Consider the following 15556-nt stretch of genomic DNA (forward strand, 5'->3'; position numbering starts at 1 on the left):
TCTCTCCCCTTACCCCCCCTCCATTTTGCGACCCATGAGCACAGAGCGCTCTTCTGCCCATTCCCGAACGCCTCACCCTCGCGCCGTCCCCTCTCCGCGCAGGCTCCTCGCCGCCGCCGTCGCCGCCGCGGGGCTCGTGGCGCTGCCGGCCCACGCGGTGGGCACGCGCAGCTTCGAGCTCCGATCGCTCGAGGACCTGAAGGGCGGGGATCTCACCGGCGTCAGCGTGGACTCGAACGGCGCCGTGCGCGCCGGGCTGACGCTCGGCGCGACGCCGCTGCCGGACGCGACGTCCATCTGGAGCTCCGTGGTGCTGCCGGACGGGACGGTGCTGCTCGGCACGGGCAACGAGGGGAAGATCTACAGCGTCTCGGGCGGCCGGGTCGCGCTCGTGGCCACGACCGGGCAGATGGCGGTCAGCGCGCTCGCGCTCGCGTTCGATGGCGATGTCATCGCGGGGACCTTCCCCGAGGGCAAGCTCTTCCGCCTGCCGCGCGGCGCGGGCAACGGCGGTCCTGCGAAGGTCTTCGCCGAGCTCCCCGACACCGAGGACGTGTGGGGCCTCGCGTACGATCCCAGGGCGAAGGCGCTCTACGCGGCGACCGGCTCGGGGGGGAAGCTGTTCCGCGTCGACGCCGCGGGCAAGGCCCAGGTGTACTTCGACAGCGACGAGCCGCACCTCATGTGCGTCGCCGTCGGGGACGACGGCGCCGTCTACGCCGGCTCGAACGGCAAGGCGCTCCTCTACAAGCTCACGGCGCCCGGGCGCGCGACCGTGCTCTACGACTTCGACGCCGACGACGTGAAGGCCATCGCCATCGCGCCGGGCGCGAAGGGCGGCGCGATCTACGCGATCGCCAACAAGTACGCCGAGGCGTTCGCCCCCCCGAAGCGCAACCGGAACGGGCCGCCGTCGCCGCAGCCGGCGCGCGCGCAGAAGCCCGGCAAGGGCGTGCTCATGCGCTTCGATCGGAGTGGCGTCGCCGAGAAGATGATGAGCGACGACGACACCCACTACGTCTCGCTCGGCCTCGGCGACGACCTGACGCCGTACGTCGGGACCGGCGCGGAAGGCCAGCTCTACGCCGTGAGCGACAACCACGTCGCGCGGCTCGTCGCCGACACCGACGAGCGCCAGGTCGGCGCCTTCCTGATGGCCGGGCGGCGCAGGTTCGTCGCGACCACCGACCCCGCGGTCTTCCACGAGGTGAAGGGCGTCGGCGGCGCCGACGCGGTGTGGACGAGCAAGGTGCTCGACGCCGGGCTGCGGGCCACGTTCGGGCGCCTTTCGTGGCGCTCCGACGGCGCGCTGGAGCTCGAGACCCGGAGCGGAAACACCGACACCCCGGACAGCACCTGGAGCCCGTGGTCGACGGCGCTCGCCGCGCCGGGCGACGTGAAGAGCCCGCCGGCGCGCTTCGCGCAGATCCGCGCGCGCTGGCGCCGCGATCCGGGCGCGGTGCTCCGCGAGGTGAAGCTCTCGTTCGTCACCGACAACGCGCGCGCCGTGGTCACGTCGATCGAGGCCGCGCCGAAGGGGCAGGCGAAGCCCTCTCGCTCGAGCCTCCCGCCGTCGGGCGGGGAGGCGCCGAAGCCCGTGAGCGCGCTCCAGCTGACGTGGAAGGTCGACAATCCAGACCAGGACGACCTCCGCTACCGCCTCTCTTACCGGATGGAGGGGCAGTCGACCTGGCGCAGCTTGCTGAAGCCGGGCGAGAAGGTGACGCGCGCCGAGCACGTATGGGACACGACCGCGCTTCCGGAAGGCGAGTACCGCATCCTCGTCGAGGCGAGCGACGAGCTGGCGAACCCGCCCGAGCGCACGCTGCGCCACAGCCTCGAGTCCGGCACCGTCCTTGTCGACAACACGCCGCCGGTGTTCCGGGCGCTCGCGCTGCAGGGGCGCCGGCTCACGGGCGAGGTCGCGGACGGCCTCGGTCCGGTCGCGCGCGTCGAGGTCTCGATCGCGGGCCTGGAGGAGTGGCGGCCCATCTTCCCGAGCGACGGCGTCTTCGACGAGGCCGTCGAGCCGTTTGAGGCGGATCTCGGCGCGATCGTGCCGCCGGGCGCGCACCTGCTCGCGGTGCGCGCCTATGACAGCGCGGGCAACGTGGTCACCCGCGACATCGAGGCGCGGTAGGCGCCATCACACACCCTCGCGCGAGGCCCGGCGCTCGGTGCGACACGGGCGTCATGCTTGCGCCAGGGATGCCCGCAGGCGAGGTGCCCCCGTGTGCGCGGCGCGCAGGGCGGCGCCCTCCCCCAGGTTGCGCTCGGCGCCCTGGCGGCGACACACCGAATGGGCACATTCTGTGAATGCAAGAGGCGACATGATACGCTCATTCCGCTTGTGCTTTTCTGGTGGTCCTGGAATGAGCTCACACCACGCCCGTCTGCTTTCTGGCCTCGCGGCGGCCTGGGTTTTCGTGCTCTCCGCGTGCTCGATGGGCGACGCCTCGGCGGGTGGGTACGAAGACGGCGGCGGGGTGTTCGGGAGTGGGGGAGGCGAGGGCGCGTCGACCCAATCGGGTGGCAGCCCCCCTCCGCCCGCCAGCGCCAGCGGCAGCGGCAGCGGCGGTGCCGGCGGCGTCGTGAACGAGGACCTCAACATCCCGGCGGCTCCGGAGGCGCAGGACCCCTACACCCGCTTCGCTTACCTGTGCGGCGATGGCTGCACCCCAGGCGGGGAGCCGACCGAGTGCTCGTCGGACGGCGGCGCGGGCACAGGGACGGGGCTCCCTGCCGCGCAGACGCTGCACTGCCAGCTCGTGCTCGACGACGGCGATGCGATCCCGAGCTGCCGGCCGGCGGGCCGCTTCGAGGCAGGCGGCCCTTGTCACAGCGGCGCCGACTGCGCGGCTGGCCTGGGGTGCGTGGCAGCCGACGGGGAGGGCGGCGTGTGCCGGCAGTACTGCTGTGGTCACGTCGAGAGCTGCGCGGCGGGGACGTACTGCGACGAGCGACCGATGTCCGAGTCGGTCGTCGAGGCGAGCGCGAGGGCTCCGGTCCCGATCCCCGTCTGTGTCCCCGCGATGAACTGCGAGCTCTTGAACGACAGCGTGTGCCCGACGGGCCTCACCTGCACGATCGTCCGCGAGGATGGGACGACGAGCTGCGTGGTGCCGGGCGAGGGGCGGGCCGACGAGCGTTGCCCGTGCGCGCCCGGCTTCGTGTGCTCGATGCTGACGAACCAGTGCAAGCAGCTCTGCCGCATCGACAGCAGGGCGCCGGAATGCGGCGCAGGCGCCAAGTGCCAGGGCGGCAGCGCGATCTACCCCGCCGGGTTCGGCGTGTGCGTGAGCACGTCGTAGCCGCCGTCCGCGCGTCGCTCCGTTAAGAAATGTTGTCGAGCCTGGCTCCGGCGCGGATCGGAGCGGCGGGCGCGCGCCGCCGTGGTCATGCTGGACGCGTGCAGCGGCCTCTCCTCTCCTTCGTCGTCTTCATCGCTGTCTTCAGCGCCATCGTGGCAGGCGTCCACTACTACCTCTGGCAGCGCATGATCCGCGCGCCCGAGCTCGGCCCGCTCTGGCACCGCGTCGGCAGCGTGGCCCTGGTGGTGCTCGCGTCGCTGGTGCCCCTCGGCCTCTTGCTCACCCGCGCGCTGCCCCGGCACGTCGCCGGCGTCGTCGCCGGCGTCGTCTACACGTGGGTCGGGCTCGCCGTCCTGCTCTTCTTCCTCCTGCTGACCTCCGAGTTCGTCCGCCTCGGCGCCCACGGCGTCACCGCGCTGCTGAACCAGCCGCTCGACGGCGAGCGCCGCACCTTCCTCTCGCGCGCCCTCGCGGGCGCGGCCGGAGCGCTCGCCATGAGCTTCGGCGTCGCCGGCGCCGCGAGCGCCCTCGGCGACGTCGCCGTCCGCCCGGTGCGCGTCCGCCTCCGCCGCCTCCCCGCGGCCATGTCGGGCTTTCGCGTGGTTCAGCTGACCGACCTCCACATCGGCCCGACGATCGGCCGAGCCTGGCTCGAGCGCGTCGTCGCGCGCGTGAACGCGCTCGAGCCGGATCTCATCGCGATCACGGGCGATCTCGTCGACGGCTCCGTGGACGAGCTCCGCGAGCACACCGCGCCGCTCGCCGATCTGCGCGCCAGGCACGGGGTCTTCTTCGTGACGGGCAACCATGAGTACTACTCCGGCGCCGAGGCGTGGATCGCGGAGCTCCGCCGGCTCGGCGTGACGGTGCTGCGCAACGAGCGTGTCTCGATCGGCGACGGCGAGCACGGCTTCGACCTCGCCGGCGTGGACGACTGGAGCTCCCGCGGCATGGGCCGCGGCCATGGCCCCGACCTCGCGCGCGCGCTCGCGGGGCGGGACCCTTCTCGCGAGCTCGTGCTGCTCGCGCACCAGCCCAAGCAGATCCTGGAGGCCGCGGAGCGGGGCGTGGGCCTGCAGCTCAGCGGCCACACCCACGGTGGTCAGATCTTCCCGTGGAACTTCTTCGTGCGGCTCGACCAGCCCTACGTGGCCGGGCTGTCCTCGCACGGCGACAGCCAGATCTACGTGAGCCGCGGCACGGGCTACTGGGGGCCGCCGATGCGCGTCGGCGCGCCGTCCGAGATCTCGCTGATCGAGCTCGAAGGCGCCGCCGCCGCGGAGGCCGTGGCGTGACCCGACCGGGCGCTCACTCGAGCGGGTTCGCCGGGTCTCTCTTGCAGTTGATGACCGGCGCCGGGTAGCCGCTCGGATCGGCGATTCGCTCCATGGCGAAGGTAGAGTTCTTGAGATTCAGGGGGAGCGGCCTCGCCGTCGTGCCGGTGATAACGCCACAGATGAAGTCGGCGGGCGCGCAGAGGGAGCCGCCGGTCAGCGTGATGGTGGCCTCGAGCTCGCTGCCGGAGATGGAGTTGGCGTCGCCCGGCACGACGAGCGTGGGCAGCTGCGCGGTGAACGTCCCATCGGCGGACAGCTCGAAGGGACCCACGTCGAACGGCTCGCCCGTGGGCGTCTCGCGATCGGCGGCCACGAGCGGCTGGAAGGTCAGCGAGAAGCTCAGGCCGCCGTCGCTGGCCTCGGTGGTCAGGCTGGCCACGAAGAGGATAGGGGCCCGCGGGTTGAGATAGGCCGAGAGGCTGAAGAGGAAATCGCCGTCGACGGCGCCCGCTTCCGGCAGGCAGTTGTCCCCGCCGCCTCCAGCGCCGCCATTCCCGTCGCTGCCACCACCACCCTCGCCGCTGCTCTGGTCTTCGCGGATCGTGGTATCGCGAGCTTCGAAGTCATCGTATCTGCCTTCCGGGTCGGCGCAGCCGATGAGGAGCGCGGCGGTGGTGAGGGCAGCTGAGGCGAGCGTTGTCCGGATGGTGCGGGAGAAAAGCATTTGACACCGTGCGAGAGGTGACATTTGACTTGAGCGGGTAGAACGTTCCCCGACGTGGCAGGTGTTGCAACCCTACCATGCAGGGTCCGCCGCATGCGCCGCATTCCTCCGCCCTCAGAATCGAGAACACCGGATATGTTCATCCACCGCCCCTGTTTCGCGATCTCCGTCGGCCTCCTCGGCGGCCTCGCCTGGACCGGATCCGCGCTCGCCGGTGGGTTCGCGACCGCGCGGTTTGGCGGCGAGCACGGCAACCCGATCACGAGCAATCCGACCGCGGTCTACTACAACCCCGCAGGCCTCGCCGAGAGCGAGGGGATTCATCTGTTCCTGGACGGAAATATCGCGCTGCGCGCCGCGTCCTACACGCACTCGGCGGCGGCGACCGATGACGTGACGGTGCCGCGGGCGAACACGGGGGAGGCGAGCCTGTTCAACGTGGCTGCCTCGCCGATGCTCGGCGCGTCGGCCAGGCTCGGCGATCTGGCGCTGGGCGCCGGCGTCTATGTGCCCTTCGGCGGCGCCGCGTCCTGGGACACGAACGCGGCGTTCGAGGGCAATCGCGAGCTCGCCGGGCCGGTGGACGGCGTGCAGCGCTGGCACTCCATCGAGTCCTCGCTCCAGACGATGTTCTTCACCCTCGCCGCCGCCTACAAGATCCCGTCGCTCCGCCTCAGCCTCGGCCTTTCGGGCAACCTGATTCGGACCCAGATGAACACCGTGCGCGCCCGCAACGCCTCCGGCGACAACCTCCTTGCGACCGAGGGGCGCTCGCTGCTCGAGGTGAGCGGCTTCCACGCGAGCTTCGGCGTCGGCGCGCTGGTCGAGGCGGCGCCGGAGCGGCTCTGGATCGGCGCGTCGTACCAGTCGCGGCCGAACGTCACGGGGGGAGAGTCGCTCGAGGGCACGCTCACCAACCGCTTCAGCGGCGTGTCGAGCTCCCCGAGCGACGTGGAGCTGCACCAGGGCCTGCCGGACATCGTGCGGCTCGGCGCCCGCTTCGTCCCGGCGGAGCGCTTCGAGGTCCGGCTCTTCGGCGACTGGACGCGGTGGAGCTCGATGGAAAACCAGTGCCTCACCCAGGTCGGCGCGGCGTGCGAGATCGACCGCGACGGCTTCGCCGGAGAGGGCGCCCGTGTGGTGCAGAACATCGCCCGGCGCTGGGACGACACGTTCGGCGTGCGCGTGGGCTGGAGCCACTGGCCACGGCCCGCGATCGAGCTCTTCGGCGGCGTCGGGTACGACTCCAACGCAGTTCCGGACGAGACCCTGGATCCATCGGCCGTCGACTTCCACGACGTCTCGTTCGCCCTCGGCGGGCGCTTCCATGTCGCGAAGCAGCTGCACCTCGCCGCGTCGTATACCCACCTGTTCTACGTCAGCCGGGACACCACGGGGGACAGCATCACCGCCAGCCTGCACCCCAACTCGAGGGCTCCCGACTCCGGCGGGCACTACGCGCAGAGCATCGGCGTGATCAACCTCAACGTCGATGTCGCCTTCTGAGCGCGGAACCTGAGCGCGGAACCTGAGCGCGGAATCTGCGTGCGGTGACCGAGCGCGAGCCCGCGTCGCCGCGGAGCCGCTCCTCAGGAGGTGGAGCGCCGCGTCCGGCGGAGCAGGCTGAAGATGCGAGCCCCCAGCTCGGGGGCGCGGAAGGGCTTCACCATGTAGTCGTCGGCGCCGCTGGCGAAGGCCTCGACCATGTCCTGCGAGGAGGCGTGCGCCGTCAGGAAGAGGACCGGGAGATCGCGGAGCCCGGGGTCCTGCCGCAGCGTCCGGCACAGGTCGATGCCGGTCATCTTCGGGAGGTTCCAGTCGAGGACCACGAGGTGAAACGGTGAGCCGCGGACCCGCGCCAGCGCCTCTTCCGCGCTGGCGACGGCGACGACGGCGAGCTCGACCGCCTCGAGCATCGCCGACAGGAGCTCGCGGATGTGGGGGTCGTCGTCGACCACGAGGACCCGCGAGCCTTTGCCCTTCAGCCGAGGCGGCGCAGGGGGCGGCGCCCGGCCTGCCGGGCCGGCGCCCTGGACGCCGGATGACGCGGCGGGCCCGGCCCCGTCCGCGGCGCGGAGGAGCGCCGCGGCGTCGGTGTCGGGCACGGATCCGGGGCGGGGCGCCTCCGTCCGCGCGAACTGGGCGAGGCGATGCCAGTCGCGCGGCTCGAACGTGAGCCGCGCCCCCTCCGGTGAGACCGACGCGCACGCCGCGGCCGACGTCGCGCGGCGGTTTTCACCCAGCTCGAAGATGGCGAGCACCCACTCGCCATCGGCCACGACCTCCCCCGCGGGCAGCCCGAGCTCGAGGTCACGCTCCTCCGGATCGCACACGATTTGCTCGAACTGCTGCAGATCCGGGAAGCGGTAGAGGACGCTCCGCACCTCTTGACGCTACACCCGCGCTAGCATCTCGCAAGGGGTCCGACTAAGCTCGCGCCGCGATGTCATTCCTGCGCTGGATGCCGCCGCTCCTCGCGTCGCTCGCGATCGGCGCCACGGGCTGTCCTGGGAACCCGAGCTCGAACGAGCCCAAGCCGGCCGCGAGCCCGGAGGTGTCGGTCTCGCTGCCGGGCGTGGACACCTCCTCGCTGACTCCCCGCGAGCGCCGGGAGTGGGCGGCTCAGGTCTCGGAGCTCCTCTCCCCTTGCCCGGACACGCCCGTGAGCATCGCGCAGTGCGTGAAGGAGCAGCGCCCCTGCAAGGCGTGCCTCCCCGCCGCGCAGCTCCTGCTCGATCTGGTCAAGGACGGCCGATCGAAGAAGGAGCGCGACGACGCGTTCCACATGCGCTTCGACGCGAACAAGGTGAAGACGCTCGCCACCGACGGCTCGCCGGAGATGGGGCCGCCCGACGCGCCGATCACGATCGTCGAGTGGGCCGACTTCGAGTGCCCGTTCTGCAGGCTGATGTCGCCGCTGCTCGAGGCGCTCGTGAAGCGCTTCGACGGGCAGGTGCGCCTCGTCTTCAAGTTCTACCCGCTCTCGGCGCACGTCCACGGCGAGCCCGCCGCGCGCGCGGCGACCGCCGCGCTCAACCAGGGCAAGTTCTGGGAGATGCACCACCTCCTCTTCGAGAACCAGGACAAGCTGGAGCAGGCCGACCTCGAGCGTTACGCGCAGCGGCTCAAGCTCGATATGGTGAAGTTCCGCGCCGATCTCGTCTCGACCGACACCAAGGCGCGCATCGACAAGGACAAGCTGCAGGCCGACGGGGTCGGGCTCGAGGGCACGCCCCTCATCTTCATCAACGGCCGCGAGGTCAACCTCCAGCTCCTCTCGAACCCCGGCCAGGATCTCGAGGCGTGGGTCAAGCTCGAGCTCGAGCTCCTCGGCAAGACGCCGCGGCCTGCGCCCCCGAAGCCGGACGACGCGTCGCCCTCCGGCAGCGCGATCCCCGCGGCCAGCGCGATCCCCGCCGCCGGGACCAGCGCGCCGGCGGGCGGCGCGGCGCGCCCCGCGACCTCGGCTGCGCCCGTCCAGCCCGCGAAGCCGAGGACGCCGTGAAGGTCGCCGACCCGTGCGGCTGCTTCCCGACGGGCCGGCACTACCCTGGGATCGCGCACCTCCTCAAGGTGCGCGCCGTCGGTGTCGCGTCGGAGATCGACGCGGGCTGCGCCTGGATCGACCAGCCCATCGCCTTCGTCGACGTCGAGACCACGGGGCGCGATCCGGCGGGCGATCGGATCATCGAGCTCGGCATCGTCATCGGCCGCTCCGGGGAGATCCTGACGCGTTACAACTGGCTCATCCACCCGGGGCGGCCCATCCCCGCGGAGAGCACCGCCATCCACGGGATCAAGGACGCGGACGTCGAGGGCAAGCCGTCGTTCGCCGAGGTCGCGGAGGAGATCCTCACCTGCTTCAAGGGGGCGATCCCCGCGGCGTACAACGCCACCTTCGATCGTTCGTTCCTGCTCGCCGAGCTCGAGCGCGTGGGCATGCGCCCGCACGAGCCGCCGCCCGCCATGCGGCGCGAGGTCGACTGGGTCGATCCGCTCACGTTCGCCCGCGAGCTCTACAAGAACGAGGAGAGCCGCGCCCTCGGCGACATGGCCGCTCGGCTCGGGATCTCGCTGGAGAAGGCGCACCGCGCGACGGACGACGCCGAGGCGGCGCTCCAGGTCCTGTACGCGCTCGCGAAGGATCCGCGTGTGCCTCGCGCCTACGGCGGCCTGATCCAGGAGCAGCGCCGGCTGGTCCGCCTGCAGGACGAAGCGCGGAAGTTCTGGCGGAAGGCCCCTGCCGCCGCGCCGCCCCCGACCTCGAAGCCCAGCTGACGCCATGGGGGACGTGCCGAAGCGACGCCTCCCGGTCGTCGGCAGCGGCGCGGCAGGCGCGGCGCCTCCTCGGGGCGGCGCGGCAGCGCCGGAGAAGCGCAAGCTCCCCGTGCTGCAGAGCAGCGGCGACGACGAGGGCGAGGACCGGCCGCCGTGGCACTGGATCGCGCTCGGGACGGTGGCGATCTTCATCGCGTGGCTGCCGCTCGCGGGCGTCGTCAACACGCTGCTGCGCCGGATGATCGAGCGGGCGGGGGACGCCGGGGCACAGGGCTCGGTGCGGCTCGCGATGGTGGGGCTCAACGCGCTCGCGTTCGCGCTCGCCGGGGTCGCCGGCGGCTACCTCGTGGGGCGGTTCGGCGGGCGCGCCGGGCGGCGCGAGGCCGCCGCGAGCGGCGCCGTCGTCGCGGCGCTCGCGTGGGCGCTCGCGCTCGCCGACGGCGCGCCGGCGGGCGCGCTGGGGTGGGCGCTGCTGCTCGTCGTGGTGGTCACGATCGGCAGCGCGGCGTCGTACGCCGGCGGCAGCGCCGGCCTCCGATCCCGCGCCGCTTCCGGCCCGCCGCGCTCGCGCTGAGCGCCGCGCGCGCGGCGCCGATCAGATCGGATCGAGCTTGCGAATGGGCGCGCTCGCCTCGGGGAGCGCGGCGTACGCGACGGTCGTGCGAGGGTCGCGCGCGCCGGGGGCGACGTCGAGCAGCGGCCTGAGCGCGAACACACGGTCGCAGAGCCGCGGGTGAGGCACCTCGAGATCCGGCTCCGCGACGACCTCGCCCTCGATCCAGAGCAGGTCCAGATCGATCGTGCGCGGGCCCCATCGCACCGGATCGGGGCGCGTCCGCCCGAGCGCGCGCTCCACGGCGAGGGTGCGCTCGAGGATCTGGCGCGCGGGCAGCGACGTGGCCACGAGCACCGCGGCGTTCACGTAGTCGCCTTGCGGAGGGCCGCCAGCGGGCGGCGACTCGTAGCGCGACGACTCGCGGATGACGTCGAGATCGGGATCAGCGCCGAGCGCCGCGATGGCGGCGCGGAGGGTCGCCAGGCGATCGCCCAGGCTCGACCCGAGCCCGATGACGACATGCCGGCGGGATCTCATGGCGAGAACCTACCACGCGCCGCGCGCATCCGGCGGCCCGCGGCGCTCCGCGCGGAGAGCGGGCGCCGCTCCGGAGATCGGCGCGAGCAGGGCGCCGGCGCGGCCGCCGCGATCACTCCCCCGGATCGCTGGCGCGGCGTCCTGCGCCGAGCCGCCGGCCCTCCGGCCGCGGGGGGAAGACGCGCCGATCCTCGGGGTTGCGGCGCGGGATGGGGGAGCGGCGCTCGATGGACGGATCGCGCTGCGCCGGCTGCGCGGCGCGCTGCGCCGGCTGCGCGGCGCGCTGGAGCCCCACGAACAGCGCGCGCATCTCCTCGAACGTCTCCGGCATGGCGGCGGCCACGGTCGCCGCGTGCGTCCGGCACAGGCTCAGCGAGCGCCCCTGGATGACCACGCGCGCCATCCGCGTCCTCGCGCGAGGATCCCCGGGCGCACCGCCGTCCCGATCGCCCTGCTCGCCGTCGCTGCAGACGGCACACCGCTCGAATGAGTCGCCCATGAGGGACCCTTCGCAGAGGCGGGCGCTCCGGGCCAACTTTCCAGATCGAGGCGGCTCACGCGCGCGCGGCCTGGCCGCGCGCTCGCTCCTCGGCCCAGGCGATCACCCTCGCCGCCGGATCCGCGCCGGTGAAGCGCCCGAGCTCCTGGATGCCCGTCGGGCTCGTGACGTTCACCTCGGTCAGGCGCTCGCCGATGACGTCGAGGCCCACGAAGAAGAGGCCGTCGGCGCGGAGGCGAGGGGCGACCGCGCGGACGAGATCGAGCTCGCGCGGCGAGAGCTCCGTCGAGACCACGCGCCCGCCGACGTGGATGTTCGAGCGGTGATCGTCGTCGCGGGGCACCCGGAGGATGGCGCCGAGCAGCTCGCCGTCCAGCAAGAGGACGCGCTTGTCGCCGTGGACGACGGCGGGCAGGTACTCCTGGACCATGGCGAGGCGGTGCCCCTCGTTCGTCATCATGTCCGCGATGGCGCGCGCGTTCTTGTCGCGCTCGTTGATCTGCAGCACGCCGAGGCCGCCCGCGCCGTCGAGCGGCTTGATCACCGCCGTGCCGCCGAGGGCGCGCACGAACGCGTGGATCTGCTCGCGGTCCGCGGTGACCAGCGTCCTCGGCGTCCACTCGGGGAAGTTCAGCGCGTAGAGCTTCTCGTTGGCGTCGCGCAGCCCGCGGGGGTCGTTCACGATGAGCGGGCAGCGCCGCGCGCGCTCCAGGATCAGCGTCGCGTACAGGTAGCTGCGATCGAACGGCGGGTCCTTGCGGATGAAGATGGCGTCCACGTCCGCGAGCCGGAGCCGCTGCGCGCCCCCCGCGAGCGAGATGAACGGGGGCGCGTCGCCGATGAGCACCGGCGAGGCCGAGGCGTGCGCCTCGCCGCCCTCGATCGAGAGGTCGCGCGGCAAGCAGTGGTAGCTCTCGTGGCCGCGCGCCTGCGCCGCGCGGATGAAGGCGAACGACGTGTCCTTGTCGTGCGTCACGCGGCTCAGCGGATCCATGACGAAGACGAAGCGCATGCGGTCTCTCGCGGTAGGGGGTGGGAGGGAAGGACGGCGCCTCGCTATGGAACGAGCGCCGGCGCGCTCACTGCATCGCAGCGAGGACGAGCTGCGTGCTGACGTCGTCGCCGAGATCCGAGGCGAGCGCGTAGCCGACGCCGCTGCGCTCGGCGGCGGCGACCGAGTAGCCGTTGATGTTGCCCACGTAGACGGGGCGCTCGCGCACGACGCGCGGCTGCAGGATCGGCTGCGCCTTCTGCACCGGGACCGCGCGCGAGTTGAACATGTAGACCGTCACGCGGTGGTTGCCCCGCACCACGAACTGGAGCAGCGCGGCGCGCCGATCGCGCATCGCGTGCACGCGGGCGCCCATGAAGTTCGCCGGTATCGACTGGAACTGCGGCCTGCGGACCGGGACGCCGACGAACGGATCGAAGCGCGGGAGGTCCTCCGGGTTGGTCGTCTCCGGCGGCAGCGGCTGCGCGTGCTGGGTGACGAGATCGTCGAGCAGGACCTCGACGCTCGCGGCGGCCGCCGCGCGATCGGCCGCCGCCCTCGCGGCGTCCACCCTCGCGGCCTCCGACGGCGCGTCCGGCCGCCGCGCCACGCCCACGACGAAGACGACGCCCGCCGCCGCGGCGAGCGCGATCGCGTACCCCCTGTGCACGAGGCGCGGCCTCGCCTCGGCCGCCTGCGCCGCGTCGCGCGCCTGCTCGTGCGCGACCGCCGCGGCGACGCGCGCCCGCAGCGCGTCCGGGCACCCCGAAGGCCGCGCCCGCTTCAGGCTCGCCCGCAGCGAGCGCAAGAGCCTCACCTGCTCGAAGCACGGAGGGCACTGGACGAGGTGGGACTCGAGATCGACGGCGTGGTCCGGATCCAGCTCGCAGTCGACGTAGGCCGACAGCGCGTGGTCGAACCGCGAACAGCTCTCGATCGATTTCGCAGCGCTCATGCGGCACCCCGCTTCCGCTTGCGGTACGCGTCCAGGTCAGCGGGCGCGTCCTTCGCCGCGTCTTCGCTGACGATGCCCATCAGGACCGCGTGCTCGCGCAGCGTCTTCTGGAGGAGCTTGCGGCCCCTGTGCAGGCGCGACATCACCGTGCCGATGGGGCAGCCCATCGCCTCGGCGATCTCCTTGTAGGAGAGCTCCTCGATGTCCGACAGCACCACGGCCAGCCGGAACTCCTCGGGCAGCGCGTCGAGGGCGCGCTGCACCTCCGCCTCCACCAGCGGCGTGAGCGCCTGGGTCTCCGGATCGCGCATCGCGCGCATCGTCGTCGCGCCGACCCACGCATCGGTGAGCGGCTCGGCGTCGGGGCCGTCGAAGATGCCTCGCTCGAGGCCCCCGCGACGGTACCGGTTGATGAACGTGTTCGTCAGGATCCGAAGCAGCCAGGCCTTGAGGTTGGTGCCCGGCTCGAACTGATCCCGGGCGCGCATCGCCTTGACGATGGTGTCCTGGACCAGATCCTCCGCCTCCGTCGAGCTCTTCGTCATCCGGCAGCTCACGCCATAGAGCGTGTCCAGATGACCCAGCAGCTCGATCTCGAAGGCGTCGACGCGGCCACCGTCGGCGCTGGCCAACGACAGGTCCTGCGCTACGGACGCAGGTTTCTTGCTGAAGAAGAACGGCATGGGCTCGCCCGGGGGAACAGAGGAGCGCCCAGAGCTATTCCAGCCTGGTCTCGCCCCCTTGAGCCTCGCCCGCGGGTTCGTCCGCGCCGGAGCCCGCCTGGTGCGGAGCCGCGCCCTCGATGGGTTCATCCGCGCGTCCCTGGAGCTTCGCCTCCAGCTCGTCAATGCGCTGCGACAGGCGCTTGACATCGGACTGGAGATCGCGGACCAGCCCGAGGCCCGGGAGGATGGCCCGGATGCGCTCGTCGACGGCCTGCTGCCACTGATCGAGCGTCTGCTTCGAGCTCTCGACGATCCCGCTCAGGCGCCCCTTCGCGTGGCTCGACCTGTCCGCGTCGAGCGGCGGGGGCGGATGGGACGAAGGCGACGCGGGCGCCGCCTGCTCCGTCCCCGGGGCGGGCGCCGTTCCAGGCGCCACCACGCCGCCCTCGCCAGGGACCGCGCCGGGAATGAGCCGGCCGATCGGGCCCTCGCGCAGCTGCGAGAGCAGCCGCTCGCCGCGCTCCTGGATCAGATCTCTCAGCGTGCCGAGCGGGACCGAGCGCGGCTGTGATTTGAGATCTTCCGAGATGATCAGCGCCAGCGTGACCTCGGTCTTGTCCTCCTTGGTCGCGTTGTCGATGATCTGGACCTCTTCGCCAGCCCGGACCATCTCCCCTATCTGCTGCAGGGTGACGTAACGACTGTCCTTCGTGTCGTAGAGCTTCCGATTGGAGTAGCGCTTAATAACGCGACGCGGTACCTCGCCGCCTCCCAGAGTCTCCTTCGCCGTTTCCATCTCCTCTACGCCTCGAGTCGATTGGACCACCGCGAGAAACCTCGCGCAAGGGAAGATCACTCGATATCACTCAAATCATTCGACAAAAGAGACCGCGTGCAGGGGCCGGCGATCGATCTGCGTGACGTGGCCGCGAGCTATCCCACCGGGAGGCTGGCGCTGGAGGGGATCAGCCTGGATGTGCGCGCGGGCGAGCTCTGCGCCGTCCTGGGGCCGAACGGCGCGGGAAAATCGACCCTGGTCCGGGTCCTCTCGGGGGCCCTGCGGCCGGGGCGGGGCGAGGCGACCCTGCTGGGGAGGCCGCTCGCCGGCATGGACCGGCGGGCGATCGCGCGGTGCGTGGCGGTCGTGCCGCAGGGGATCGCCTCGGCGCCCGGCTTCACGGTGCGCGAGGTCGTCATGATGGGCCGCGCGCCCCACCAGGGCGCGTGGATGCTCGCCGCCGGCCGGGACGAGGAGGCGGTCGCCCGCGCCCTCGACGCCTGCGATCTCGTGGGGCTCGCGGGGAGGCCGGTGGCCGAGCTCTCCGGCGGCGAGCAGAAGCGGGTGGCCATCGCCCGCGCGCTCGCGCAGGAGGCGCAGGTGCTGATCCTCGACGAGCCCGGGGCGCACCTCGACATCCGCCACTCGATCGAGGTCCACGAGGTCGTGCGCAGGGAGGTGGCCGAGCGGCGCCTCGCGTGCGTCGCGGTGCTGCACGACCTCAACGCGGCCGCCCAGTACGCCGACCGCGTGGCGCTCCTCAAGGCCGGGCGGCTGGTCGCCCACGGCACCGTCGAGGAGGTGATGACCTACCGCCGGCTCAAGGACGTGTTCGAGGCAGAGCTCTACGTGGGCGTGAACGAGCTCGACGGCAGCCGGTACTTCCTCCCCGTCCGGGGCCGGTAGGTAACCGGTGGTAACCGGTGGGTAACCGGGGGTAGACAGACAGCGCGAGCAGGAGCGCTTTTCTCCGCATTCTCGACCG

General features: G+C 72.2%; 16 protein-coding genes. 8 read left to right on the forward strand and 8 right to left on the reverse strand.

What is annotated here, in order from left to right:
- The first annotated feature begins 34 nt into the window (after positions 1 to 34).
- The 3 genes from ACSRUE_RS10655 (at position 35) to ACSRUE_RS10665 (ending at position 4606) form a co-directional block, all read left to right on the forward strand.
- Entirely contained in the window at positions 35 to 2140 is a 2106-nt protein-coding gene (locus ACSRUE_RS10655) for a hypothetical protein (RefSeq protein ID WP_441290906.1), read from the forward strand.
- Between the two features lie 304 nt (positions 2141 to 2444).
- Positions 2445 to 3311 (forward strand): hypothetical protein, encoded by an 867-nt coding sequence (locus ACSRUE_RS10660; RefSeq protein ID WP_441290907.1) that lies wholly within the window; start codon positions 2445 to 2447, stop codon positions 3309 to 3311.
- Positions 3312 to 3409: 98 nt separating this feature from the next.
- Positions 3410 to 4606 (forward strand): metallophosphoesterase, encoded by a 1197-nt coding sequence (locus ACSRUE_RS10665; RefSeq protein WP_441290908.1) that lies wholly within the window; start codon positions 3410 to 3412, stop codon positions 4604 to 4606.
- A 13-nt stretch (positions 4607 to 4619) separates the two neighbouring features.
- Here the strand turns inward: ACSRUE_RS10665 and ACSRUE_RS10670 are convergent, their stop codons facing one another.
- Positions 4620 to 5312: a hypothetical protein gene (locus ACSRUE_RS10670; RefSeq protein ID WP_441290909.1), complete on the reverse strand. Its 693-nt coding sequence runs from the start codon at positions 5310 to 5312 to the stop codon at positions 4620 to 4622.
- A 135-nt stretch (positions 5313 to 5447) separates the two neighbouring features.
- On the opposite strand from ACSRUE_RS10670, the gene ACSRUE_RS10675 reads away from it, so the two are divergent.
- Positions 5448 to 6818, forward strand: a complete 1371-nt coding sequence (locus ACSRUE_RS10675) for an OmpP1/FadL family transporter (RefSeq protein WP_441290910.1) — start codon at positions 5448 to 5450, stop codon at positions 6816 to 6818.
- An 83-nt stretch (positions 6819 to 6901) separates the two neighbouring features.
- Here ACSRUE_RS10675 and ACSRUE_RS10680 read toward each other — a convergent pair whose 3' ends face one another.
- Positions 6902 to 7696 carry a response regulator transcription factor gene (locus ACSRUE_RS10680; protein WP_441290911.1) on the reverse strand — a complete coding sequence of 265 codons (795 nt, stop codon included), beginning with the start codon at positions 7694 to 7696 and terminating at the stop codon, positions 6902 to 6904.
- A gap of 59 nt (positions 7697 to 7755) precedes the next feature.
- Between ACSRUE_RS10680 and ACSRUE_RS10685 the strand changes: the two genes are divergently transcribed.
- The 3 genes from ACSRUE_RS10685 to ACSRUE_RS10695 are packed head-to-tail and all read left to right on the forward strand — an operon-like array spanning position 7756 to position 10164.
- Complete coding sequence (locus ACSRUE_RS10685; protein WP_441290912.1) at positions 7756 to 8817, forward strand: DsbA family protein; 1062 nt, start codon at positions 7756 to 7758, stop codon at positions 8815 to 8817.
- A complete protein-coding gene (locus ACSRUE_RS10690; RefSeq protein ID WP_437764008.1) occupies positions 8814 to 9590 on the forward strand; it encodes a 3'-5' exonuclease in 777 nt (258 codons plus the stop codon). Before ACSRUE_RS10685 ends, ACSRUE_RS10690 begins: the two co-directional genes overlap by 4 nt.
- Positions 9591 to 9594: 4 nt before the next feature.
- A complete protein-coding gene (locus ACSRUE_RS10695) occupies positions 9595 to 10164 on the forward strand; it encodes a hypothetical protein (RefSeq protein WP_441290913.1) in 570 nt (189 codons plus the stop codon).
- Positions 10165 to 10185: 21 nt separating this feature from the next.
- On the opposite strand, the gene folK is transcribed toward ACSRUE_RS10695, so the two are convergent.
- The 6 genes from folK to ACSRUE_RS10725 all read right to left on the reverse strand — a co-directional run bounded on the left by folK (position 10186) and on the right by ACSRUE_RS10725 (position 14589).
- On the reverse strand, positions 10186 to 10683 hold the full coding sequence (gene folK / locus ACSRUE_RS10700) for a 2-amino-4-hydroxy-6-hydroxymethyldihydropteridine diphosphokinase (RefSeq protein ID WP_441290914.1): 498 nt from the start codon (positions 10681 to 10683) through the stop codon (positions 10186 to 10188).
- 112 nt (positions 10684 to 10795) lie between these two features.
- Positions 10796 to 11182: a hypothetical protein gene (locus ACSRUE_RS10705; RefSeq protein ID WP_441290915.1), complete on the reverse strand. Its 387-nt coding sequence runs from the start codon at positions 11180 to 11182 to the stop codon at positions 10796 to 10798.
- A 55-nt stretch (positions 11183 to 11237) separates the two neighbouring features.
- On the reverse strand, positions 11238 to 12194 hold the full coding sequence (gene gshB, locus ACSRUE_RS10710; protein ID WP_437741930.1) for a glutathione synthase: 957 nt from the start codon (positions 12192 to 12194) through the stop codon (positions 11238 to 11240).
- Positions 12195 to 12261: 67 nt separating this feature from the next.
- Positions 12262 to 13128: an anti-sigma factor family protein gene (locus ACSRUE_RS10715; RefSeq protein WP_441290916.1), complete on the reverse strand. Its 867-nt coding sequence runs from the start codon at positions 13126 to 13128 to the stop codon at positions 12262 to 12264.
- Positions 13125 to 13811 carry a sigma-70 family RNA polymerase sigma factor gene (locus ACSRUE_RS10720; protein ID WP_437764013.1) on the reverse strand — a complete coding sequence of 229 codons (687 nt, stop codon included), beginning with the start codon at positions 13809 to 13811 and terminating at the stop codon, positions 13125 to 13127. The genes ACSRUE_RS10715 and ACSRUE_RS10720 overlap by 4 nt, the downstream gene beginning before the upstream one ends.
- A gap of 34 nt (positions 13812 to 13845) precedes the next feature.
- Positions 13846 to 14589: a polyhydroxyalkanoate synthesis regulator DNA-binding domain-containing protein gene (locus tag ACSRUE_RS10725; RefSeq protein ID WP_441290917.1), complete on the reverse strand. Its 744-nt coding sequence runs from the start codon at positions 14587 to 14589 to the stop codon at positions 13846 to 13848.
- Positions 14590 to 14685: 96 nt separating this feature from the next.
- Between ACSRUE_RS10725 and ACSRUE_RS10730 the strand changes: the two genes are divergently transcribed.
- Positions 14686 to 15477, forward strand: coding sequence for an ABC transporter ATP-binding protein (locus ACSRUE_RS10730; RefSeq protein WP_441290918.1), 792 nt, complete (start codon positions 14686 to 14688; stop codon positions 15475 to 15477).
- Positions 15478 to 15556 lie beyond the last annotated feature (79 nt).

The organism is Sorangium sp. KYC3313, from assembly GCF_052075895.1.
Taxonomy (GTDB): domain Bacteria; phylum Myxococcota_A; class Polyangia; order Polyangiales; family Polyangiaceae; genus Sorangium; species Sorangium cellulosum_B.

Excerpts from the sequence above, each read along its gene's own strand:
- ACSRUE_RS10655 (WP_441290906.1), top strand. The coding sequence starts at position 35 with ATGAGCACAGAGCGCTCTTCTGCCCATTCCCGAACGCCTCACCCTCGC.
- ACSRUE_RS10660 (WP_441290907.1), top strand. The coding sequence starts at position 2,445 with ATGGGCGACGCCTCGGCGGGTGGGTACGAAGACGGCGGCGGGGTGTTC.
- ACSRUE_RS10670 (WP_441290909.1), bottom strand. The coding sequence starts at position 5,312 with ATGCTTTTCTCCCGCACCATCCGGACAACGCTCGCCTCAGCTGCCCTC.
- ACSRUE_RS10675 (WP_441290910.1), top strand. The coding sequence starts at position 5,448 with ATGTTCATCCACCGCCCCTGTTTCGCGATCTCCGTCGGCCTCCTCGGC.
- ACSRUE_RS10685 (WP_441290912.1), top strand. The coding sequence starts at position 7,756 with ATGTCATTCCTGCGCTGGATGCCGCCGCTCCTCGCGTCGCTCGCGATC.
- ACSRUE_RS10695 (WP_441290913.1), top strand. The coding sequence starts at position 9,595 with ATGGGGGACGTGCCGAAGCGACGCCTCCCGGTCGTCGGCAGCGGCGCG.
- folK (WP_441290914.1), bottom strand. The coding sequence starts at position 10,683 with ATGAGATCCCGCCGGCATGTCGTCATCGGGCTCGGGTCGAGCCTGGGC.
- ACSRUE_RS10705 (WP_441290915.1), bottom strand. The coding sequence starts at position 11,182 with ATGGGCGACTCATTCGAGCGGTGTGCCGTCTGCAGCGACGGCGAGCAG.
- gshB (WP_437741930.1), bottom strand. The coding sequence starts at position 12,194 with ATGCGCTTCGTCTTCGTCATGGATCCGCTGAGCCGCGTGACGCACGAC.
- ACSRUE_RS10715 (WP_441290916.1), bottom strand. The coding sequence starts at position 13,128 with ATGAGCGCTGCGAAATCGATCGAGAGCTGTTCGCGGTTCGACCACGCG.
- ACSRUE_RS10720 (WP_437764013.1), bottom strand. The coding sequence starts at position 13,811 with ATGCCGTTCTTCTTCAGCAAGAAACCTGCGTCCGTAGCGCAGGACCTG.
- ACSRUE_RS10725 (WP_441290917.1), bottom strand. The coding sequence starts at position 14,589 with ATGGAAACGGCGAAGGAGACTCTGGGAGGCGGCGAGGTACCGCGTCGC.